Raw genomic sequence first — 23,295 nt, 5'->3', positions numbered from 1 at the left:
AACCTGTTCTGTAACCGGAAACACCATTCGGGCGCCTGAGGCGCCCGAATGGTTTGGAGAAATTGAATGTCGTTGAATCCTGATATCGCCGCATTTCTGCAACTGGTCGGCAACGGCCGGGCCAGCGGTAAACGCGTGGGCATGCATGAGCTGAGCCCGGAACAGGCGCGGGAGCAGTTCGATCAGTCGTCGCTGCTGATGGACGCCGGTGGTGAAGAGCTGGAAGTGGTCGAAGAGTTGCAACTGCCGGTGCGCGACGGCTCGTTGCTCAACGCGCGGATTTACAGCAACCACGCCTTGCAGGCCGGCGCCGGGCGTCCGGCGCTGTTGTATTTCCATGGCGGCGGCTACGTGGTCGGCAGCCTCGATTCCCACGACTCGCTGTGCCGCGCCCTGGCCTCGATGGCCGACTGCGTGGTGCTGTCGGTGGCGTATCGCCTGGCGCCGGAGTTCCGCTTCCCGACGGCGGCGGACGACGCACAGGACGCCTGGGACTGGCTGGTCGCCAGCGCGGCGGATCTGGGTATCGACGCCGCACGCCTGGCGATTGCCGGTGACAGCGTCGGCGGCAGCCTGGCAACGGTGCTGGCCGCGCAACTGGTGAATGCGCCAGTGCAGCCGCGCTTGCAGGTGCTGATTTATCCGGTCACCGACGCCAGCCGCAGCACGCCGTCGATCGAGCGTTTTGCCGAGGGGTATCTGCTGGAGAAAGAATCGCTGAACTGGTTCTACAACCACTACCAGCGCGAGGCGGGCGATCGTCTCGATCCGCGTTTCTCGCCGTTGCTGGCCGAGGTTTCGGCCGATGTGGCGCCAGTGCTGCTGGTGCTGGCCGAGTGCGATCCGCTGCACGACGAGGGCGTGGCGTATGCCCGGCATTTGCAGGCAGCGGGAGTGGCGGTGGAGCTGAAGGTCTATGAAGGCATGACTCACGACTTCATGCGCATGGGCGCGATCGTCGATGAAGCCGAAGAAGCGCAGCAGCACATTGCCGAGCGATTGGTGGAGGTGTTTGCGGCGGGGTGACGGGTGTGTCGAGGGAACGAAAGAGGCCGCTGATCGCGGCCTTTTTTATTGGGCGCGGGTGTTGAGTGCCGTGGTGTCGGATCAGGCACCACCCGCCATCGCGGGAAAAGCAAAACGCCGGCAGAAGCCGGCGTTTTGTCTGACGCTGAGCGTGTTACCAGTTGTAGGTCACGTCGGCGGTCATGGTCCGGCCTTCGCCGTAGTAGCAGTCCAGGGTGCTGTTGCAGCTGGCGACGTATTTCTCGTCGGTGAGGTTTTCCAGGTTCATCTTCACTTTCACGCCTTTGACGTGCAACGGCGATTTTTCCAGGTCGTAGGAGACCATGGCGTCATACACGGTGTAGGACGGGATCTGGAACGAATCTTCCTCGTAGTCCGAGCCGTAGCTGCTGCGCACGTAGCGTGCACCCAGGCCCATGCCCAGACCGGCCAGCGAGGTGGAGATGTCGAAGTCGTAGTTGATCCACGCCGAAGCGGTCAGCGGCGGGCTCATGGCCAGGGTGCGACCCTCGCGACCGTCGTTGACGCTGCGCCATTTGATCTGGTTACGCGACACCGCTGCCAGCACACGCAGGTTCTGGGTGACGTTGACCTTGCCTTCCAGCTCCACGCCGCGCGAACGCACCGAACCGCTCTGGTTGCTGAAACCCGGGTTGGTGAGGTCGTTGGTGAGCATGTTGCTCTGGTCGATCTGATACGCCGACAGCTGGATGAAGCCGTCGATGGATTTCGGCTCGTACTTGATACCGACTTCGTACTGCTTGCCCTCGGTCGGCTCGAACGGACGGCCGTTGGTGTCGGCGCCGGTCTGCGGCAGGAACGATTCGGCGTAGCTCACGTACGGCGTCATGCCGTTTTCGAACTCGTAGCCGAAGCCCGCGCGGCCGGTGAACTTCTCGTCCTTGATGCTCGAGTGGTTGCCGCCCAGGGGTTCCTTGTTGATGGTCTCGGCGAAGTCATAACGACCGCCCAGGGTCAGGAACCACTGGTCCCAGCGCATCTGGTCCTGGGTGTACAGGCCGGTCTGCTTGACGGTGTTATCCCACTTGTAAGGCTGGCGGAAGTTGAATTCGCTGCCATACACCGGGTTGTACAGATCGATGGCCGGACCGGTGCGGTCATAGCGGCCGAGGAACTTGGAGTTGAAGTGGTAGTAGTCCACGCCCAGCAGCAGGGTGTGGTCCAGCTCGCCGGTCTTGAACTTGGCCTGGGCGATGTTATCGATGCCGTAGACCGAGTTGTGCTGCGCCCAGTCCACACCGAAGCGGGTCTGGTAGCTGCCGTCGTCGATGCCGGTGTTCGGGTTCGGCTCGAACGAATAGCCGTGCAGCGGCGCGACGTAACGGTCGTTGACGTCGGCGTAGCGCGCGTTCTGCTTGAGGGTCCAGACGTCGTTGAGTTCGTGGGCGATCTCGTAGCCGACCACGAACTGTTCGCGGTCGTACTTGTTCACGCCCGGCTCGCCTATGAACAGGCTGCGGCTGATGCGGCCGGAAGCGCTGCGGTGAACCGTGCCGTCAGCCGGCAGACCCTGGGCTTCCGGGGTGTCGCGGTCTTTCTGGTACTGGCCGTAGACGGTGATGCTGGTGCGGTCGTTCGGCAGCCAGGTCAGGCTGGGTGCGAGCATCATGCGGTTCTGGTCGGCGTAGTCGATCTGCGAGTTGCTGTCGCTGACCACACCGGTCAGGCGATAGAGAAACTCGCCCTGGTCGTCGAGCGGGCCGCCGAGGTCGAAGGCGCCGTATTTGCGGTCATAGCTGCCGCCGCCGATGATGACTTCGTGCAGTGGCGTGGCGGTCGGACGCTTGCCGACCATGTTGACGATACCGCCAGGCTGGTTCTGGCCGTACAGCACCGACGCCGGGCCTTTGAGCACTTCGATGCGCTCCAGGCTGTACGGGTCGATCTGCAGCGAACCGCCGGTGCTGCCGCCGCCGTAAGGCAGGTGCAGGCCGTCGAGGTACAGCGGAGTGGGCGAGAAGCCGCGCGAGGTCGGTTCGTCGAAGATCTTCACCCGGTCGGAGAAGCCGCCGCCGGTCATGCCGGCGGTGTAGCGCAGGGCTTCGGTGACCGATTGCGAACCGCGCATCTTGATTTCGTCTTGAGTGACGACGTTGATGGTCTGCGGGATTTCCTTCAGCGCGGTGTCGGTTTTCGAACCGGTGGCGCTGCGCTTGGCGACGATCCCGTCAACCGGACCCCATGCCGATTCCTGGGTCGCCGAAATATTGGTCGGCGCCAGGTCGAGCGCGGCGCCGCTGGCGGAGCGCGAACGCAGGGTGACGTTGTTGCCCTGGACGCTGTAGGCGATGTCGGTGCCTTGCAGCAACTGCGCGATGGCGGCAGTCGGTTCCAGGTTGCCACTGACGGCGCTGCTGCGCAGGCCGCTGACGTCATCGGTGCTGTACAGCACTTGCAGGTTGGTCTGGCGGCCGAATTCCTGCAAGGCGCTCCCCAGCGACTGAGCAGGAATATTGATCGCCACGGCCGCAGCCTGCGCCTGACCGATCATCGGCAAGGTGAAGGCCATGGCGCAAAGAGCGGGAAGGGTGGTGCGAAGGGAACGGCGGATCAGCAGAGCCTTGGCGAGCGGGTGGAGTCCGTGCGGTGCGGGCATTGTTCTTCTACTCTTCAAAGTGTTGACTGAGAACTATTTCTATTAACTGTAAGTAAGACGTTGAGCCTTCCGAAAACCGGAAAGACTCAACGCACTTTTTTACGAATTTTTCACAATCAGGCGGGTTGCAGCTCGGTGACCACTTTGCCGGCGTTCATGCGCACCAGTTGGTCGGCAACATCGAAGTAACGATCGTCGTGGGAAATGACGATGATGGTTTTGCCCAGACGCTTCAGGTCCGGCAGCAGCTCGGTGTAGAAGATCCGCCGGAACGTCGGGTCCTGGTCGGCTGCCCATTCGTCGAACACCAGCACCGGGCGCTCTTCCAGCCATGCATTGATCAACGCCAGACGCTTGCGCTGGCCGGTGGACAGATCGGTGGTGGTGAACGTGCCGTCGCGCACGCTGACCTTGTGCGCGATCTCCAGGCGTTCCAGGTATTTGTTGGCATCATCGGGGATGTGCGTGTCGCCCTGCACGACATCGTCGAACAGGTAATAGTCGGCGAAGATCGTGGTGAACAACTGGCGATAGTCATCGCGGTTGGCGGCGTCGACCAGTTGCTCGTTGAGGCGGATTTCACCCTGTTGTGGCGCGTACAGGCCCAGCAGCAGTTTGATCAGGGTGGTCTTGCCGCAGCCGTTTTCGCCGACGATGAAGATGATGTCGCCCTGTTCGATCTTCAGGTTCACCGGCCCCAGGCGAAACGGCACGGCGCCTTCGACGGTCGGGAAGCTGTAGGAAACGTTGGACAGTTCCAGGCTCTGTACCGGGGTTTTCCGGTTGCCTTGATCGTTGAGCAGCAGGTGCGGCTCGGGCGAGGAAAATTGTTCGGAAAGGTCGGCGATGCGGCGGAAGGCGATTTGCGCGCGGCTGACGATTGGCAGCGTACCGATGATGTGTTCCAGCGGGCCCTTCATGTACAGCAGCACCAGCACGAAACCGCTCATCACGGTTTTGTCGGCGCTCGGCCATAACGATTGCAAGCCCAGGGCCAGGCCGATCACCACGAAAAACAGCATCGAGCCAAGGGTTTTGGCGACGACGAAGATGTTCACCGAGCGCACCTGAGTCTCACAGATTCTGTCGGCGGTGCCTTCGATGCCAGACACAAACATCCGATGCCGGCGCGGGCGGTGGATGCGCAGTTCCTTGGAGCCTTCGGCAACGGCGTTGTAGTGCTTTTGCAGTTCATCCTCGTAGTCACGGGCCTTGAGAAAACCCTGCATGCCGCGCCCTCGGGCGATGTACTGAATGACCGTGCCGATCAGAATCGCCACCGCCATCATCAGGAACATCGGCCACGACAGCACCGCCAGATAGCCCATGCAGCCAAGGGTCACTGTCATGGAGATGGCCAGTGGCGCAAAGGCGAAAGCAAAGTCACTGATGGTGTCGACGTCATGGGTCAGCACCGGGATCAGCCGATGACTGCGATAGCGTTCGATCTGTTCGATGGGCGCCGACAGGACTTTCTCGCCCAGCTCTTTGCGCAGCTTGGCGATGATGTGCTGGCCGACGTAGTTGGTGCCGATGTCGGAGAAGATCGAACTGGCGAGGGCCAGCAGACACAGGCCGGCGAACGCGGCGACCACGGTGCTGGTCAGGTCGCCTTCGGCGTGCAGCGCGTTGTTGATCGTCGCCAGCAACGCCGTGACGCTCAGACCGCCGACCATGCCGAGCAGGATCGAACCGGCGACGATCAGCCGAAAGGGTTTGAGCAGGGCGAACAATTCATTGATCACCCCGCGTGTTGGTTTGCTCATGGAGGTTCCCTGCTTGAAAGAGCGGCGAAGCCCGGCATCGGTCGCGGGCTTCGCCTGGGTGACGTAGAGGGCGGTGGCGCGTCGCAACGGATCGCGCCCTCTGTAAAACGACTGGCGGGGTGGTTAATTTAACCGCGTGCGGGGCTTACAGATCGCGGGCAACCCGGAAGCCGATCCAGTCACCGCGATCGCCGGGCACCAGCGCATTGCGGTTGCCGGAGCGCGAGAACACCGGCGCTTCCCCCCAGTCGTTGCCGCGAATGCGCTTGAATTCGCACTTGCCGGTCAGCCAGGCACTGCCGTCGCTGGGGGCGCCTTCGTAGTTTTCGTTGTAGCAGTCGGCCGTCCATTCATAGATGTTGCCGTGCATGTCGTACACACCAAAGGCGTTGGGCGGGAAGCTGCCCGCCGGCGCGGTGAAGTTGTAGCCGTCGGCGGCGCCGTAAGTGTTGGCGTGCTTGGCGATGCTGTATTCCTTGCCCTCGTCGAACGGGAAAGGAAACGGTCCGGTGGTGCCGCCACGGGCTGCGTACTCACGCAGGGATTCACTCACCAGGCGATATTGCTTGCCGGTCTTTTTCGACAGCCACGCCACGTAGGCGTTGGCTTCGGCGAAGTCCATGCACACCGCCGGATGCCGGTCGGTGTACTGCTTGCGCGGGTCGCTGCCGGCGTAGTCCGGAATTCCGGCCTTGCATGCGCGGCCCGGACGGTCATCGCCGTCGGGCATCTGGTAGCCGGTGTCCTTGAGGTAGGCGAACCACTCACCCTTGAGTACCTGGAAGCGGCTGATCGCCAGCGGTTTGGCGAAGGTCACCGGATGCATCGGGCCTTCGTCCGGCTCGCGGCCGACTTCGTCTTCCGGAGTACCCATGGTGAACGTGCCGGTGGGCAGCACGACCATTTCCGGGCAGTCCTTGCAATCCTTGAACACCTTGCCCGGTGCCGGCGGGGTGGCCGCTTGTGCGGCGCTTGGCAGCAGGCTGGCGGCGAGGGCGGCGAGCATCAGTGCCGGCAGGGTTTTCAGGGCAAAACGAGGCAATTCACTGTTCATTTCGAGTCTCGTTAAAAGGAAAAAGGCAATCGCCGGGGCTCACAGCGCCTGATCGAGCACCGCCAGCAAGCGGTCGATCTGCGCTTCGTCGTTGAGCAGTCCCGGCGCGGTGCGGATCACGGGGCCGACGTCGCGGTGTACCGCATCGGCCACCACCTTGTTGGCCATCAAGTGCGCGGCAACTTTGTCGCTGTCCTTGCCCTTGACCCGGAAGAAGGTGAAACCAGCGGAAAACTCCGGGCTCAGCGGCGTGACCATTTCGATCTGCGGGCGTTGTTGCAGGTGTTTTTTCAGGTAGCTGTTGAGCTCGTGAATCCGCGCCTGTACGTCGGCCTTGCCCAGTTGCAGGTGCAACTTAAAGGCTTCGGTCAGCGCCCAGCGGTGCTCGAAGGCGTGATAGCCGCCGGGGGTCATGGTGGTCGAGAAGTGCTCGGCCTCGGAGAAGGTCGGGATGATCGGCGTGACGTATTTCAGCTCGGGCGTGCGGCTGACCACGATCCCGGTGCCGCGCGGGCCGAACAGCCATTTGTGGGTGCCGGCGATGAAGAAGTCGCAGTTCATCGCCGGAAAGCTCACGTCCTCGACGCCGAAACCGTGTACACCGTCCACCACATAAATGATCCGGTCAGCCTCGCTGCGGCCACGGTTGTGCTTGTCGACGATGGCGCCGATGTCGGCCAGAGGCAGCTTCACGCCGCTGCCCGAATGCACCCAGCACATGCCCAGCACCCGGGTTTGCGGGCGAATGCTGCGGTCGATGTTGGCCAGCAGTTCATCCTTGCTGATTTTTTGCGGGTCGTTGAACAGACGGATCTTGCGCACCTGGGTGCCATCGCGCTGGGTGCGCAGTTCGAGGATGGTGTGGGTCGCGTAATGCTCGTGTTCGGTGGTGAGGATTTCCTGATCGGCGCGCACCTGGACGCCGCCGTAGATCATCGCCAGGCCTTCGGTGGTGCTGCCGGTCAGGGCGATCTGCCGGGCGTCGGCCTGCACGTATTTGCCGGCCCAGACGCGCACCTCTTCTTCGCGTTTTTCAGTGACGCCCAGGTCCCAATCCATCGCCAGCCCGGGGTTCTTGTCGAGGGCCGCGCGGTGCATCGCGATCGCCTCGCGCACCGGTTTGGGGTGGGTGGTGACCAGGAAGTTGGAGAAATGCAGGTAGGCCGGATCCTGATCGAACAGCTGCTGCAATTGCGCCCACTTGTTGCGCGGCAACGGTGCGGCGGATGCAGCGCTGGCGACGTTCGGCAGGCTGGCGCCCAGCGGCAATGCAGCGGCGAGGATCCCCGCCTGTTTCAGAAAGTCGCGACGGCTGCTCATGGCTTGGCGGTATCCCGGTTAGAGGCCAGCGCCGGTTTCGCGGATTTTTCCACCTGATCCCAGACCCGCAGGAAGTTGCCGCCCCAGAGCTTGGCGATGTCCGCTTCGGAGTAACCGCGCGACAGCAGTTCGGCGGTGACGTTACGGATCTCGCCGACGTTCTCCCAGCCTTTGACGCCGCCGCCTTCGTTGAAGTCCGAGCTGATGCCGACATGGTCGATGCCGATCTTGCGCACCGTGTAATCGATGGCGTCGCCCAGGTCCTTGAGGCTGGCCTTCGGTTCCCCTTCGAGGATCGCGTAGAGCTGGCCGGCATACTCGCCGAACTTCTGCTCGGACCAAGCGGAGATGATCGGGTCGCCCGGCATCAACGCCACGGCGAGGTTCGGCAGTGGCGGCAGGTCGTAGCGTTTGCGCAGTTCGTTGAGTTTGTCCTGGGTGCCCTGGGTCAGCGGCCGCAGGTATTGCGAGAAGCCGACGATCTGCACCACGCCGCCGCTGTTCTTGATCAGCTGCATTTCCTTGTCGGAAAGGTTGCGCGGGATATCGACCATGGCCCGTGGCGCCGAGTGCGAGGCCACCAGCGGCGTGCGGCTCAGTTGCGCGACCTGCTCGAGGGCCTTGGTCGACATCTGCGACACATCGATGATCACGCCCAGATCGTTCAGGCGCTTGACCGCTTGCTTGCCTATGTCCGAGAGGCCGTCGAGGGCGTCCGGCGAATCATTGAAGAACGGCAGCGGACGCGACGAATCGGCCCAGTCGTTGTTGCCGATGTAGCTGAAGCCGAACATGCGCATGCCGCGAGCGGTCCACAGGTCCAGTTGGTTCAGGTCATGCCCCAGCGGGTAGGCGTTGAGCATGCTGATGAAAATCGCGAACTTGCCTTCACCGTGCAGGCGGCGGAAATCGTTGGCGGTGTAGGCGATGCCGACCTGATTGGGGAAGTCGCGAACCATGCCGGAGATGATCTTGTAGCGGACTTCCTGCTGGTTGCGTGCCTCGTCGACAAAACCGGCGGTGGGCTTGTGCGGGGCGTTGGCGCCGTTCCAGATTTCCGGCCAGCCGAAGATCGTCAGCGCCGCGCCCGACAGCCGTCCGCGATTGGCCTTGACCAGGTCGAACTGGTCGCTGCCGTCCTTGTCGATCTCATTGCCGGTGGTGCCGAAGTTCTGGGTGATGGTGATGTGGCTGTCGAACGACAGCATGTGTTCGTGCAGCTCTTCGGCCTGTTGCATGACTTTGAGCGGATAGCCGGGATTGTCCTTGAACCAGATATCCCAGACTGCGAAACCGACACCGGCGCTGATCGCCAGGGCCAGTGGCAGGCCGATGAAAAGAGCCTTTTTCGAACGTGGTTTTGTCATTGCCATCTCAGTCAGGTTCGCCGTCGAGGTGCAGGCGCAGAGGCCTTTGCTATCTGGGAAGAACGAGTGATTGGCGAGGAAATTTAGGCCGCGCCCGATTGCCACGGAAAATCGCTAAATTTGCCCCGGCAACAAACGTTCTAGCTTGGATAAAGCCTGCTCCAGGGCTGACACAGGTAGGGCAATGAGGATTTCTCGACGATGGTTCATGGCAGGCCTGGCGCTGACCGGCGCTGCCGTACCTGCAGCGTATTTCGGGCATCGCGAATGGACGAAGCCCGACCCGACGATCACCCCCGGTGAGGCGTCGTTCGACGTCGCCGACGTGGCCGGGCAGCACCTGGCGAACGCGTTGCGTGGCGTCTGGAAGATTCGCTTCGTGGGCCGCGACGCCGGCCTTGATGGGCTGCCGGCCCAGGGCCTGGAAGTGTTCATCGACATCGGCCAGAAAGGCCGGGGCGTGTGCGGCTTTCTCGACACGCCGGAGCGTTTGCGCTCTGACGAAACACCTCGTTACCGAATTCTCGGCGATCTGGCCGCGGCCGAGGCTTCGAAACTCAGTTGGCGACTGCTCGGTGCCGGCGGCAGCGTCGACTATGAACTGAACATGATCCTCGACGAGGTCTGGGCCGATTTCGGCAACGCCGGCAGCGGTACGCTCAGCGGCACCGTGCAGCGTCTGGATCGCTCGCTGGCGTTGCCGGCGCAGGATCACCGTTTCATCGCGGTCAAATGCCTGTTCCCGGAAGCGCGCCAGCGTACCCCGCTGAACTCGACGTTGCTGGCGTGGCTGGTTTCGCCTGAGCATCGCCTGTTTCACCAGGTCTGGCATGCGACCCGGGACAAATGGCACACCCTGTCCGAAGACAAGCGCAACGCCTTGCGCGGCCTCGGCTGGCAACCCGGCCCGCGCGATCAGGAACGTGACGCCCGGGGCGCGCGCAAGGATCGCAACGGTTCGGGCATCGACTTCTTTTTCATGCACCGGCACATGCTCGGCACGGCGCGCTCGATGCAGGATCTGCCGTCCTGGGAATTCTTCCCGTTGCCGCAACCGGAACTGGTGCGCGACCGCGCGGGGTTCGCCCGTTATTTCGACAACCACGACGGCACGTCGCTGCCGCCGACCTGGCTGGCCGAGGGCGATGACGAATACACCCAGTGGGTCAGCGACATCAAGACTGCCGAAACCTATCAGAGCAATTTCGAGGTCTGGGAGTCGCAGTATCGCGATCCGCAGTATCTGTCGAAGCTGACCCTGGGCCAGTTCGGCTCGGAAGTGGAGCTGGGTCTGCACGACTGGCTGCACATGCGCTGGGCCTCAGTGCCGCGCGATCCGTCCAACGGCCAGCCGGTGCCGCTGGCCCGTGACCTGGACGACTTCGCCGCGCGCTGGTTCGCACCGGAAAACGACTTCCTCGGCGACCCGTTCTCTTCCCATGTGAACCCGGTGTTCTGGCATTTCCACGGCTGGATCGACGACCGCGTGGAAGACTGGTTCCGCGCCCACGAGCGTTTCCATCCGGGCCAGGTCACGCGCCTTGAGGTCAATGGCGTGAAGTGGTTTGCGCCGGGGCGTTGGGTCGAGGTGGCGGATCCGTGGCTGGGGCCGACCACTCATGGGTGCAGCACCACGCCGGGGTTACAGGTCGGCAAGTCGGTGGAGATGGACCCGGAAACCATGAAACTGGCGCTGCGCATCACCTTCGGCGAGGACGAGAAAAAGCTCGAGGCGCTGTTCCGTCGGGTGCCACAGCGGCCCTGGTATGCGCGCAATCTGAAGGCCAAACAGAGCCCGGCCTGATACCGGGTTATCGTTGATTTGCGAGCAAGCCCGCTCCCACAAAAGATTGCATCCCGCATGGAGGGACGCGGTCTATTGTGGGAGCGGGCTTGCTCGCGAATGCGGACAGCGGGTCGCTGCGATTACAACGCCTGCCACCCACCGCCAAGCGCCTTGTACAGGGCCACGCTCGCCTGCAACCGCGACAGGCGCAATTGCACGTTGAGATCCTGCGCTGAATACAGCGTGCGCTGGGTTTCCAGTACGGTCAGCAAGTCCGCCGCGCCGGCCTGATAACGGCTTTGGGCGATGTCGAAAGCGGTCTGCGCCTGACGCAACTCTTCGCTCTGCCACTGCCGTTGCGCGTCGAGTCCGCGAATGCCGTTGAGGGCTTTTTCGACATCGGCGAAACCGTTGATGATCGCGCCGCGATAGGTTTCCAGCAGTTCTTCCTGACGGGCCGTGGCCTTGTCGCGCTCGGCACCCAGGCGCCCGTTGTTGAAGATCGGCGCGACCAGCCCGGCGGTGAGGTTGTAGAACGGGCTGCGCAGCATGTCGTCGAACTGATTGGCGCCAGAGCCGAGCTGAGCGGTCAGGGTCACGCTGGGCAGCATCGCGGCGCGGGCGACTTTGACGTCAGCCTCGGCCGCCGCCAGTTGGGCTTCGGCGCGGGCGATGTCCGGGCGGTGGTTGAGCAGGTCGCTGGGGACGCCGGCGGCGATGGTCGGCCACTGCAAGTGATCGAACGGTTCGGCGCTGGCCGCCAGTTCCTGCACCGGCCGGCCGAGCAGGGCGGCGAGGCTGATCAAGGCGTCCTGCGCCTGTTGTTGCACCAGCGGCAACTGCCGTTGCTGCGCGGCCACCAGGCTTTTTTGCTGGGCCAGTTCCAGCGCGGTGGCCGAGCCTGAGTCGAAACGGGTCTGCACCAGTGTCAGCACGTTTTGCGCGTTGGCCAGGTTCAGTTCGGCGATGCGGCTCTGCTCGCGCAGCGACAGGGCTTGCGCATAGGTATTGGCGACGCTGCTGAGCAGGGTCAGCTCCACGGTCGCGCGGTCGAATTCGCTGGCTTGGAGGGCGAACTGAGCGCTGTCGCGGGAAGCGCGTTTGCCGCCCCAGAAATCGATTTCGTAGCTGGCGCTCAGGTTGGCGTCGAAATAATCAACAGCCTTGTTGCTGCTGTCGGCGTCGAGTTGGCTGTAGCCGTTGCCGCGCAACAGTTTCTGCCGATTGGCATTGGCCCCGCCCTTGACCTCCGGCAGTTGCGAACCGCCGGCAATCACCGTGCCGGCCTGGGCCTGACGCACTCGGGCCATGGCCGCGGCGAGGTCGAAACTGCCGACCCTGGCCTGTTCGATCAGGCGATCAAGCTCAGCGCTGCCGAACTGTTTCCACCATTGCGGGTCGATGCGGGCCACGCTGGCGCCGTGGGGCGATTGCCAGGTGGCGGGCGGTTGCAGGCCGCTGTCGGGACGCTGAACGGGACTGCCGCAGGCGCTGAGCAACAGGCACACGGTCAACAAACTGAGGCGCGGTTTCATAGATCGATCATTCACTGGTAAGGGCCGTGACCGGGTCGAGCCGGGCAGCTTTGCGGGCCGGCATGAAGCCGAAGACAACACCGGTGACGAGGGCGCAGCCAAAGGCTCCGAGCACCGCCATCAAGGAAAACGCGACGGCCACTTCGCTGAGAATCAGCACGCCGCCGACGATCAGCGCCAGGGCGATCCCGGCGATCCCGCCGACCACCGAGAGCATCACCGCTTCGGTGAGGAACTGACGCAGGATGTCGCGCTGACGGGCGCCGGTGGCCATGCGGATACCGATCTCGCGAGTGCGCTCGCGCACGGTCATGAGCATGATGTTCATCACGCCGATGCCGCCCACCAGCAGCGAAATCGCCGCAATCGAACCGAGCATCAGCGACAGGGTGTTTTGCGTGCGTGCCTCGGCCTGGATCATCGCCGCGTTGTTGGTCAGCTCGAAGTCCTTCTTGCCGTTGTGCAGGCGCAGCATCAGTTGTTCGATGGCGTGCTCGGCTTCCTTGACCTTGCGCGCGTCGGCGGCGGCGATCGCTACGTATTCCGGATTGCGCGTGCCGAACAGACGCACGCTGGCGGCGGAGTAGGGCACGGCGATGCGATTGTCGCTGTCGGAGTCGCCGGAGCTGGCGCCTTTTTCCGCAAGCACCCCGACTACCTGGAACGGCACGTTTTCGATCAGCACATATTGGCCGATGGGGTTGGGTACGTCCTTGAGCAGTTTGGTGCGCACCTTGTGGCCGATCACCGCGACGGCGGCGGCGTTCTGTTCGTCGGCCTCGGTGAAGTAACTGCCTTGCACCACGGGCCAGTTGAAAATGCTCGGGAAATTGGTGTCGTTGCCGCCGACGTAGCTCAGGTGATCGAGGTTGCCGAAACGCACGCCGGCCTCGGCGCCGTTGACCGGCATGATGCGTTTGACCTGCGGCAGGCTGGCGAGCGCCGCGACGTCATCGAGGGTGACGATACCGGGCGGCGTGCGCGGGTTGGGGGCCGAGCCACTGAGGTAAATGATGTTCGAGCCGAAGGCGCCCATCTGCGCCATGACCTGGCGCTTGCTGCCTTCGCCGACGGCGAGCATGACCACCACCGAGGCCACGCCGATGATGATGCCGAGCAGGGTCAGGGCCGTGCGGAAGCGGTTGATCCACATCACTCGCCACGCCGCGTGCAGGGCGTCCACCAGCTCGCCTTTCCAGGCGCCGGTGGCTTGCGCGCCGTCGGTCAGGCGCTTGCGCAGATCCACCGCTTGCAGGGCGCCGGGGTTGGCGCTGGTCTGGGCCTCGGGATTGTCCCGGGCGCTGTCGCTGATGATCAGGCCGTCGCGGATCTCGATGATGCGTTTGGCCCGCGCCGCCACTTCGCGGTCGTGGGTGATCAGGATCACCACATGACCCTGGCTCGCCAGTTCGTCGAGCAGCGCCATGACTTCCTTGCCGCTGTGGCTGTCGAGGGCGCCGGTGGGTTCGTCGGCGAGGATGATGTGGCCGCCGTTCATCAGCGCCCGGGCAATCGACACCCGTTGCTGCTGACCGCCGGACAGTTGATGCGGGCGGTTGCCGGTACGTGAGGCCAGGCCGAGGCGCTCAAGCAGCGCGGCGGCGCGGGCGTGGCGTTCGGCGGCGGGCGTGCCGGCGTAGATGGCCGGCATCTCGACGTTTTCCTGGGCCGAGCCGGACGGGATCAGGTGGTAGCCCTGGAACACGAACCCGAACGCTTCGCGGCGCAGCCAGGCCAGTTCGTCGCTGTCGAGGCCGGCGACGTTTTCGCCGGCAAAGCGGTACTCGCCGGACGTTGGCCGGTCGAGGCAGCCGAGAATGTTCATCAGCGTCGATTTGCCGGAGCCGGACGCGCCGACAATCGCCACGAACTCCCCGGCGTGAATCGACAGGTCGATGCCGCGCAGCACATGCACTTGTGGCGCGTCGCCACCGCCGTAGGATTTGCGGATGTCGTGCAGGTCGATCAGGGGCGTTTGCATTTAGCCTCCGCTGCCGTCGGCCGGGCCGATCAACAGGTGATCGCCTTCGTTCAGGCCCTCGACAATCTGCACCTTCAAGCGGTCGCTGATGCCGGTCTGCACTTCGCGTGACTGGATGTCGCCATTGGCGGCGATCACCTGCGCGGTCTGGCGATCCGCCACGGCGGTGCCTTGCAGGGCGGCGACCGGAGCGGTGAGCACGTTTTTCGCCTGGTTGGCGACGAAGAACACCTGGGTGGTCATCTCGGCCATCAGTGCGTTGTCGGCGTTGTCGACATCCAGCAACACGGTGTACAGCACCACGCGGGCGCTGCCGCTTTTGCTCGAACTGGCGGGGCTGCCGCCGCCCTGGCTGGTCTGATCCAGCGGCTTGGGCGGCACTGGCAGGATCTGCCGCACGGTGCTGCTCCAGCGCCGGTTACCACCGCTGAGGGTGGTGAAGTAAGCGGTCATGCCCGGTTTGACGTGGCCGATGTCGGCTTCGGAAACCTCGGCCCACACGGTCATCGGCGACAGTTTGGCGATGCGCAGGATCAGTGGGGTTTGCTGTTGGGCGTTGAGGGTCTGGCCTTCGCGGGCATCGAGAGCGACCACGGTGCCGGCCATCGGTGCATAAATGCGGGTGTAGCCGAGTTCGGCCTGATCGCTGCGCAGGCTGGCTTCGGCCTGGCGGATCTGTGCGCGGAACATGTCGATGCGCGCTTGCGTCGCCTTGAGTTCGGCGCGGGCGGTCTGCACGTCTTCTTCGCGGGTGGCGCCACCGGCGGCCAGGTTTTGCTGGCGCTGATACTTCTGTTTCGCGAGCTCGTGCTGGGCCTGCTGTTCCTGCAACTGCGCCTTGAGGTTCTCGATGGAGAACTGCCCGGCATCGAGTTTGGCCTTCTGCGTGGACGGGTCGATCTCCACCAGCAACTGGCCTTCCTTGACCACGTCGCCGACTTCGACGTGGATCTTGCGAATCTGCCCGGAGGCCTGGGCGCCGACGTCCACGTAGCGTCGTGGTTGCAGGGTGCCCAGCGCGGTGACGCTGCTTTCTATGTCGCCGCGACTCACCTGCACGGTGGCGAACTTGTCCCGGCCGGGCGGCATGACTTGCCAGGCGGCAACAGCAATGACAGGGATCACGCAAAGGGAGGCGAGCAGGGCGCGTCGGGCGGGGCGGGGACGTTTCATGCAGGGTTCCGGCCAGTGGAAATCGGCCCGTCATTCAGCGATGCGTGTGGGGATCGGGCAGCGTTGAACGCTGTCGCGGGGGCGACAGACACGGGGAGCTGTCCTGTAAACGATGAACACAGAAGGGAATTTAAGCCGGGACACACGATGTTACAGGTATAGAGCAGCACTATTTGTCGGGCAACGACAAACACCACTTTAAATCTATATGAGAATTACTATAAATTACGCACCTCAAGTTGCCACTATCTTGCTACTGCCCAACAGGCGGCCGGATATCAGGCTCAAGGACAGAAACCGCACCCATGCGGCCGGGAGTCATGTTGGAAAACTACTATCGCGAGCTGGTGTGCTTCCTGAACGCCAAGCTCGGCAACCGTCAGGTTGCCGAAGATGTGGTGCATGACGCTTATCTGCGTGTGCTGGAGCGCTCCAGCGAAACGCCGATCGAGCAACCCCGCGCGTTTCTGTATCGCACCGCCCTGAACCTGGTGATCGACGACCATCGGCGCAACGCCCTGCGTCAGTCCGAATCCCTGGAAGTGCTCGACAATGAAGAGCGCTATTTCACCCCGTCACCCCACAGCACCCTCGATCACGGTCAGCGCCTGGACATGCTCCAGCGTGCCCTGGCCGAACTGTCGCCGCTGTGCCGCGACAGTTTTCTGCTGCGCAAGATCGAAGGCCTGTCACACCCGGAGATCGCCGCGCAACTGGGGATTTCCAAGGCGCTGGTGGAAAAGCACATCGTCAATGCGATGAAGCATTGCCGCGTGCGTATCAAACAATGGGATGCCCATTGAGCCGTCATCGTTAAATTTTATTTCACTGTCCTCGTTCCTACTCAACAGACGACCTGCTGTCCTGCTTCAGGGCCGGCCGGTCACCCAAGCTCTTCCTCCGCGCTGCTCGGGGGTTCATCCAGAGGACACTGGAAATGACACAGGCAATTGCATCGCCCATCGTTCACGACCTGATCGGCGTCGGTTTCGGCCCTTCGAACCTGGCACTGGCCATCGCGCTGCAAGAGCGCGGCCCGAGCCAGGGCGAACTGGATGTGCTGTTCCTCGACAAGCAGGCCAACTACAGCTGGCACGGCAATACGCTGTCGACCCAGAGCGAGCTGCAGATTTCCTTCCTCAAGGATCTGGTGACCCTGCGTAATCCGACCAGCCCGTACTCGTTCGTCAACTACCTCAAGCAGCACGGTCGTCTGGTGGACTTCATCAACCTCGGCACCTTCTACCCGTGCCGCATGGAGTACAACGACTACCTGCGCTGGGTCGCCGGGCAGTTCACCGAGCAGAGCCGTTACGGCGAAGACGTGCTGACCATCGAGCCGGTGCTGCACAACCATCAGGTCGAAGCGCTGCGGGTGATTTCCCGTGGCAGCGATGGCCAGCAATTCGTCCGTACCGCCCGTTCGGTGGTGGTCAGCGCCGGCGGCACGCCGCGTATTCCGGAAGCGTTCAAGGCGCTCAAGGACGATGGCCGGGTGTTCCACCACTCGCAGTACCTGGCCGAGATGGCCAAGCAGCCTTGCGTCAACAACCAGCCCATGAGCATCGCGATCATCGGTGGCGGCCAGAGCGCGGCGGAAGCGTTCATCGACCTGAACGACTCGTTCCCGTCGGTGCAGGTCGACATGATCCTGCGCGGTTCGGCGCTGAAGCCGGCGGACGACAGCCCGTTCGTCAACGAAGTGTTCTCGCCGGAATTCACCGACCTGATCTTCCAGCAGAACAGCAGCGAGCGTGAGCGTCTGGTCAACGAGTACCACAACACCAACTACTCGGTGGTGGACATCGATCTGATTGAGCGCATCTACGGCATTTTCTATCGCCAGAAGGTTTCCGGCGTGGCCCGTCATGCGTTCCGCACCCTGACCACCGTCGAGAAAGCCACGGCCACCGAACGCGGCATCGAGCTGGCGATCCGCAACACCGCCACCGGCGAAGTCAGCGTGCGTCACTACGACGCCGTGGTGCTGGCCACCGGTTACGAGCGTCAGACTCACCGCAAACTGCTGGCGCCGCTGGAAGAGTACCTGGGCGACTTCGAAGTCGACCGCAACTACAAACTGATCACCGACGAGCGCTGCAAGGCCGGTCTGTACATGCAGGGCTTCTGCCAGGCCAGCCACGGTCTGAGCGATACGCTGCTGTCGATCCTGCCGATCCGTGCCGATGAAATCGCCGGTTCGCTGTACGAGCATGTCAAACCGCGCGGGCACAGCCGTTCGGTGGCGGACCTGCTGCTGGCGACGGCCAGCTAAACATTCGTCGCCTGATACATCGCTTTCGCAAGCAAGCTCGCTCCCACAGGGACTCTGGTGAACACGAAATTTATGTTCAGCAGAGCCCCATTGCGGGAGCGAGCCTGCTTGCGAAGAAGCCATTAAACGCCGCGAAAAATCCCGAACCTGAACCCTTCCTGAAGAACCCCGACATTCCCCGTCACACTTCCTTTTGCGGGTTTACTCTCCTGATACCGGGGCGTAAGCTTCGCGCGTTTTCATCAATAGCGGAGACCCACAGTGGGTACTTGTTCGAGTGACAGTTGTCGGCCGGTCTCGGTAACCGGCAGATTCTCGGCAAGATAACGCGCATTCCTTTGTGCCGTTGTCTCGCCGAACAGCGAGCAGCGGCATCCCGATCATGGTCAATGACGACCCTGTCCCGACGTCCTTCTCATCGACACTGAAACACAGCGTGATCTCGACTTCATCGTCGTGATCGCAGCCTGTCGACACGCCTGTCTTTTCTGACCGGCGCGCCGAGCCTTGGCCTGCCGGTTGCTCCGGTGGCGCAGGCGCGGACGTACCTGCTTGACGGTTTCCCGGCTGACCAGAGGGGTAGCAGCCATGAAACTTACGCTCAAGGAATTTTTCGCAGGCTTCCTGCGCACCCGGCACATCGCCCGGCACTTTCGCCGGTTGGCGTTGCTGGAAAGCATCAGCGACACCACGGTCAGCCGTGAAGTGCCGCCATCACTGGCCAACACTCTGGTCGACGCCGCCCATTGCGACAGCGGTGTGCTGCTGTCCAGTCTCGGCACGCATTCGGATGGCCTGAGCGACAGCGAAGTCGAAGCCCTGCGTGCGCAATACGGCTTCAACGAAGTCGAGCACGAGCAGCCGCTGCCGTGGTGGACCCACCTGTGGCACTGCTACAAGAACCCGTTCAACCTGCTGCTGACCCTGCTGGCGGTGATCTCCTGGCTGACCGAAGACCTCAAGGCCGCCGTGGTGATTTTCTCGATGGTGGTGCTCTCGACCCTGCTGCGGTTCTGGCAGGAGAGCAAATCCAATCAGGCCGCCGACGCACTCAAGGCGATGGTCAGCAACACCGCCACTGTGATGCGCCGGGACGTACCGCGTGCCGAACTGCCGATCAAGCAACTGGTGCCGGGCGACCTGATCGTGCTGTCGGCCGGTGACATGATTCCCGCCGATTGCCGGGTACTCAGCGCCAAGGACCTGTTCGTCAGCCAGGCCGCGATGACCGGCGAATCGATGCCGGTGGAAAAATTCCCTCGCCAACTGGATCGCGACACGCGCAACCCGCTGGAGCTGGAAAACATCCTGTTCATGGGCACCAACGTGGTCTCGGGCACCGCCGTCGCGGTGATTCTTACCACCGGCAACAGCACCTATTTTGGTGCGCTGGCACAGCGGGTCGGTGCGACCGATCGCGCGGTGACTTCGTTCCAGCAAGGTGTGAACAAAGTCAGCTGGTTGTTGATTCGCTTCATGTTCGTCATGGCGCCGCTGGTGTTGTTCATCAACGGTTTCACCAAAGGGGACTGGACCGAGGCGCTGCTGTTCGCACTGTCGATTGCCGTGGGCCTGACCCCGGAAATGCTGCCGATGATCGTCACCTCGACCCTGGCCAAAGGCGCGGTGTTCCTGTCGCGCAAGAAAGTCATCGTCAAGCGCCTCGATGCGATCCAGAACTTCGGCGCCATGGACGTGCTCTGCACCGACAAGACCGGCACCCTGACTCAGGACAAGATCTTCCTGGCGCGCAACGTCGACGTCTGGGGTGAGGACTCCGATGACGTGCTGGAAATGGCTTACCTGAACAGCTACTACCAGACCGGCCTGAAAAACCTGCTCGACGTGGCGGTGCTGGAGCACGTGGAAATCCATCGTGAACTGAAAGTCGGCACGGCGTTTCGCAAGGTCGACGAGATTCCGTTCGACTTCAACCGTCGGCGCATGTCGGTGGTGGTCGAAGGCAGCGGCCAGCCCCATCAATTGATCTGCAAAGGCGCGGTGGAAGAAGTGCTGGCGGTGTGCAGCCGGGTCCGTCATGGCGAAGTCGATGAAGCCTTGAGCGATGAATTGCTGGCGCGGATCCGTCAGGTCACCGCAGCCTTCAACGCTGAAGGCTTGCGTGTGGTGGCGGTGGCGGCGCGGTCGATGCCCGAGGGCCGCGACACCTACAGCCTGGCCGATGAGCAGGAACTGACACTGATCGGCTATGTGGCGTTTCTCGATCCACCAAAAGAAAGCACCGCGCCAGCGCTCAAGGCCTTGGCCGAGCATGGCGTGGCGGTGAAAGTGCTGACCGGCGACAACGAACTGGTGACCGCGAAGATCTGCCGCGAAGTCGGCCTCGCACAACAAGGCCTGCTGCTGGGCAACGACGTCGAGCGCATGAGCGATGCGGAACTGGCCGTGGCGGTGGAAACCACCAACGTGTTCGCCAAACTGACGCCGTCGCACAAGGAGCGCATCGTGCGGGTGCTCAAGGGCAACGGGCATGTGGTCGGGTTCATGGGCGACGGCATCAACGACGCACCGGCGCTGCGCACCGCCGACATCGGTATTTCGGTGGACAGCGCGGTGGACATTGCCAAGGAAGCGGCGGACATCATCCTGCTGGAAAAGAGCCTGATGGTGCTGGAGGAGGGCGTGCTCGAAGGGCGGCGCACCTTCGCCAACATGCTCAAGTACATCAAGATGACCGCCAGTTCCAACTTCGGCAACGTGTTCTCGGTGCTGGTCGCCAGTGCGTTCATTCCGTTCCTGCCGATGCTGCCGATGCATCTGCTGGTGCAGAACCTGCTGTATGACATCTCGCAGATCGCGATTCCGTTCGACAACGTCGACGACGAGATGCTCAAGCAGCCACAACGCTGGCAGCCAGGGGATGTCGGCCGGTTCATGCTGTTTTTCGGGCCGATCAGCTCGATCTTCGACATCACCACGTTCGCTCTGATGTGGTACGTGTTCGACGCCAACACCCCGGATCACCAGACCCTGTTCCAGTCCGGCTGGTTCGTGGTCGGGCTGCTGACCCAGACGCTGATCGTGCACATGATCCGCACGCCGAAGATCCCGTTCCTGCAAAGCCGTGCAGCCATGCCGCTGCTGGTGATGACCGGAATCATCATGGCGATCGGCATCTTCCTGCCGATGGGGCCGCTGGCGCACTACTTCAAACTGCAGGCGCTGCCGTCGCTGTACTTCGTGTTCCTGCCGGTGATCCTGCTGGCGTACATGGCGCTGACCCAGGCGGTGAAGGGGTTCTACATCCGCCGGTTCGGCTGGCAATAAAACCGCAGCACATTGCTGTTTCCCTGTGGGGGCGGGCAGGCCCGCTCCCACAACCGGAGGGGTATTTTCAAGGAGTTGATCATGCAAGCCATCAACAACCTCAACCTGGCCTCGCTGCTCGACACTCTGGTCAGCCTCAGCGCGGCGTTCATTCTCGGCGGTCTGATCGGCTTCGAGCGCCAGTACCGACAACGCACGGCGGGGCTTCGCACCAATGTGCTGGTGGCGGTCGGCGCGGCGATTTTCGTCGACATGGCCAACCGGCTCGGCGGCGCCGAAGGCGCGGTGCGAGTGGTCGCCTACGTGGTGTCCGGCATCGGCTTTCTCGGCGCCGGGGTCATCATGCGCGAAGAAGGCAACGTGCGCGGCCTCAACACCGCCGCGACGCTCTGGACGTCGGCGGCGGTCGGTGCCTGCGCCGGTGCCGACCTGCTGGCCGAAGCCGTGCTCGGCACGCTGTTCGTGCTCGCCGCGAATACCTTGCTGCGACCGATCGTCAACAACATCAACCGCCAGCCGCTGGATGTGGTTTCGGCGGAGGTCACCAATATCGTCTACGTGATCGCCCGGCGTTCGCAGCAGAAAGCCGTGCTGGCCTTGCTTGAGGCCGAACTGGAACGCAGCAACTACCCGGCCAGCGATGTCGATGTGCATGCCTTCGGCGCCGAAGAAGTGGAGATCGAAGCGACGCTGGCGACCACGTCGGTGGACGGTGATGAGCTGGATGCACTGGTGGCGCGAATCTCCACGTCGGCGCTGGTGATGCAGGCGTTCTGGAGTCCGAGTACGACGGAGTAAGACGTAGTGGGGTGACGTACTTGATCCTGATAGGCGGCCCAATTTTTCGGAATTGTCCTACAGAGCCTGCGGCATCGCTTGGGTAGTCTTGCTGCACTCGGCAAGCACCCAACGGACAGCGACGATGATCAACAAAACTCTGCGGATTCTTATCGCCGATCCGCAGCATTTTCACCGAATGAAGATCGAACGGATGTTCAATCGCCTCGACTACTACCGCATCGCGCCGGTGCAGAGTCTTGATGAGTTTCTGATGCTGATCGATTACAGCTGCGAGCCGTTCGACGGGGTGGTGGTCAACGCCGATCTGGCGGCGAACAGGCTGAATCTGCATGAATTTCTGCTCGATAGCCTGCACGTCCGTCACGCCCTGATCTACAACGATCCTGTTTGCGGGCCTCTCCAGGACAACGTGCACGCCAGCCGCGCGACGTTGCCATCGGTGTGTGCGATCGAGCGGTTGATGGCGGCGGTCGAGCATTCGGCCAGCTCCGACGCCTGTGCGCCGTTATCGCAATGGCGGACCCAAGCACAATTCGGTTGATTGCGCACCTGTCAGATCTGACAGGTGTTTTGCCTCGTTTTCCGTGTAACAGTCGTGGCGCAGCCACTGTCGCGCCCCGTTCGAACCCGAGCGGCGGCGTCCTCGTCATGTATTCGCCTCGGGAGTGGTCATGGAAATTGCAATGATCGTCGAAGATCATCCGGTGGTCGCCATCACCCTCCAGGGGGTTCTGAAAACACACGGTTACAAGCAAGTCCATATGGTGTCGAGCAGTGTCGACGTGGTGCCGATGATCCGCCAGCATGCGCCGGCGCTGGTTGTGCTCGACCTGGAGCTGGGCGCAAACAGCGGGCTGGATTCGCTGGAGCGTATCCGGGCCATCGGGTTGAGTTGCAAGGTGGTGGTGTTCACTTCCAAGGACTCCGCGCATTACCTCGCGCGGTGCCGACGGGCCGGGGCGATGGCCTACGTCACCAAGTCCGCCGATCTGCAACAACTGCAGAACGCGATCAAGGCCGTTCGCGCCGGTTACACCTATTTCCCCGAATCGAGTGAGCCCCACGCGGGAAAATACGCCGTGCAAAGTAACGAGCAGCAGTTGATCGATCAGCTCTCCGATCGGGAATTGCACATCCTGGTGCAGTTGGCTCAAGGCAAGGCCAATAAAGACATCGCCGAAGAAATGCACCTGAGTCACAAAACCATCAGCACCTACAAAACCCGCTTGATGATCAAGCTGGGTATCGGTTCGTTGGTGCTGTTGCGAGAACTGGCCAAGCGCAACCAGCTGATCTGAGGGCCGTG

General features: G+C 62.7%; 16 protein-coding genes. 8 read left to right on the top strand and 8 right to left on the bottom strand.

Annotated elements, in window-relative coordinates; all coding sequences use genetic code 11:
• The first annotated feature begins 66 nt into the window (after nucleotides 1–66).
• The gene (locus N8H74_RS24340; RefSeq protein ID WP_262150935.1) at nucleotides 67–1,026 is read left to right on the top strand and encodes an alpha/beta hydrolase; all 960 of its coding nucleotides are present in this window, start codon (nucleotides 67–69) and stop codon (nucleotides 1,024–1,026) included.
• 154 nt (nucleotides 1,027–1,180) lie between these two features.
• Here the strand turns inward: N8H74_RS24340 and N8H74_RS24335 are convergent, their stop codons facing one another.
• The 5 genes from N8H74_RS24335 to pvdM form a co-directional block, all read right to left on the bottom strand.
• Entirely contained in the window at nucleotides 1,181–3,643 is a 2,463-nt protein-coding gene (locus tag N8H74_RS24335; protein ID WP_262150933.1) for a TonB-dependent siderophore receptor, read from the bottom strand.
• A 116-nt stretch (nucleotides 3,644–3,759) separates the two neighbouring features.
• On the bottom strand, nucleotides 3,760–5,409 hold the full coding sequence (locus N8H74_RS24330) for a cyclic peptide export ABC transporter (RefSeq protein ID WP_262150932.1): 1,650 nt from the start codon (nucleotides 5,407–5,409) through the stop codon (nucleotides 3,760–3,762).
• Nucleotides 5,410–5,554: 145 nt separating this feature from the next.
• Complete coding sequence (locus tag N8H74_RS24325) at nucleotides 5,555–6,463, bottom strand: formylglycine-generating enzyme family protein (protein ID WP_262150930.1); 909 nt, start codon at nucleotides 6,461–6,463, stop codon at nucleotides 5,555–5,557.
• Nucleotides 6,464–6,502: 39 nt separating this feature from the next.
• The gene (locus N8H74_RS24320; RefSeq protein WP_262150928.1) at nucleotides 6,503–7,783 is read right to left on the bottom strand and encodes an aminotransferase class V-fold PLP-dependent enzyme; all 1,281 of its coding nucleotides are present in this window, start codon (nucleotides 7,781–7,783) and stop codon (nucleotides 6,503–6,505) included.
• On the bottom strand, nucleotides 7,780–9,150 hold the full coding sequence (gene pvdM, locus N8H74_RS24315; protein ID WP_262150926.1) for a pyoverdine-tailoring dipeptidase-like protein PvdM: 1,371 nt from the start codon (nucleotides 9,148–9,150) through the stop codon (nucleotides 7,780–7,782). Before pvdM ends, N8H74_RS24320 begins: the two co-directional genes overlap by 4 nt.
• A 184-nt stretch (nucleotides 9,151–9,334) precedes the next feature.
• Between pvdM and N8H74_RS24310 the strand changes: the two genes are divergently transcribed.
• A complete protein-coding gene (locus N8H74_RS24310) occupies nucleotides 9,335–10,954 on the top strand; it encodes a PvdJ/PvdD/PvdP-like protein (protein ID WP_262150924.1) in 1,620 nt (539 codons plus the stop codon).
• A gap of 122 nt (nucleotides 10,955–11,076) precedes the next feature.
• Here N8H74_RS24310 and N8H74_RS24305 read toward each other — a convergent pair whose 3' ends face one another.
• From N8H74_RS24305 to N8H74_RS24295, 3 genes are read right to left on the bottom strand one after another with little or no spacing between them, the layout of a single operon-like run.
• Nucleotides 11,077–12,471, bottom strand: coding sequence for an efflux transporter outer membrane subunit (locus N8H74_RS24305; RefSeq protein ID WP_262150923.1), 1,395 nt, complete (start codon nucleotides 12,469–12,471; stop codon nucleotides 11,077–11,079).
• A gap of 7 nt (nucleotides 12,472–12,478) precedes the next feature.
• Nucleotides 12,479–14,452, bottom strand: a complete 1,974-nt coding sequence (locus tag N8H74_RS24300; protein ID WP_217830603.1) for a MacB family efflux pump subunit — start codon at nucleotides 14,450–14,452, stop codon at nucleotides 12,479–12,481.
• Entirely contained in the window at nucleotides 14,453–15,625 is a 1,173-nt protein-coding gene (locus N8H74_RS24295) for an efflux RND transporter periplasmic adaptor subunit (RefSeq protein ID WP_262150921.1), read from the bottom strand.
• 320 nt (nucleotides 15,626–15,945) lie between these two features.
• On the opposite strand from N8H74_RS24295, the gene N8H74_RS24290 reads away from it, so the two are divergent.
• From N8H74_RS24290 to N8H74_RS24265, 6 genes are all read left to right on the top strand, one after another.
• Nucleotides 15,946–16,428, top strand: a complete 483-nt coding sequence (locus N8H74_RS24290; protein ID WP_279309419.1) for a sigma-70 family RNA polymerase sigma factor — start codon at nucleotides 15,946–15,948, stop codon at nucleotides 16,426–16,428.
• Between the two features lie 134 nt (nucleotides 16,429–16,562).
• Complete coding sequence (locus N8H74_RS24285; RefSeq protein ID WP_262150919.1) at nucleotides 16,563–17,900, top strand: SidA/IucD/PvdA family monooxygenase; 1,338 nt, start codon at nucleotides 16,563–16,565, stop codon at nucleotides 17,898–17,900.
• A gap of 588 nt (nucleotides 17,901–18,488) precedes the next feature.
• Nucleotides 18,489–21,188, top strand: a complete 2,700-nt coding sequence (mgtA, locus tag N8H74_RS24280; protein WP_217830600.1) for a magnesium-translocating P-type ATPase — start codon at nucleotides 18,489–18,491, stop codon at nucleotides 21,186–21,188.
• An 81-nt stretch (nucleotides 21,189–21,269) separates the two neighbouring features.
• Nucleotides 21,270–21,986, top strand: coding sequence for an MgtC/SapB family protein (locus tag N8H74_RS24275; RefSeq protein ID WP_262150916.1), 717 nt, complete (start codon nucleotides 21,270–21,272; stop codon nucleotides 21,984–21,986).
• 124 nt (nucleotides 21,987–22,110) lie between these two features.
• Nucleotides 22,111–22,530: a chemotaxis protein CheY gene (locus tag N8H74_RS24270; RefSeq protein WP_262150914.1), complete on the top strand. Its 420-nt coding sequence runs from the start codon at nucleotides 22,111–22,113 to the stop codon at nucleotides 22,528–22,530.
• A 130-nt stretch (nucleotides 22,531–22,660) separates the two neighbouring features.
• On the top strand, nucleotides 22,661–23,287 hold the full coding sequence (locus tag N8H74_RS24265; protein ID WP_262150900.1) for a response regulator transcription factor: 627 nt from the start codon (nucleotides 22,661–22,663) through the stop codon (nucleotides 23,285–23,287).
• Nucleotides 23,288–23,295: the final 8 nt, after the last annotated feature.

It is taken from the genome of Pseudomonas sp. B2M1-30 (assembly GCF_025447575.1).
GTDB classification, from domain to species: Bacteria; Pseudomonadota; Gammaproteobacteria; order Pseudomonadales; family Pseudomonadaceae; genus Aquipseudomonas; species Aquipseudomonas botevensis.
This window is presented reverse-complemented; position numbering and strand designations above follow the sequence as displayed.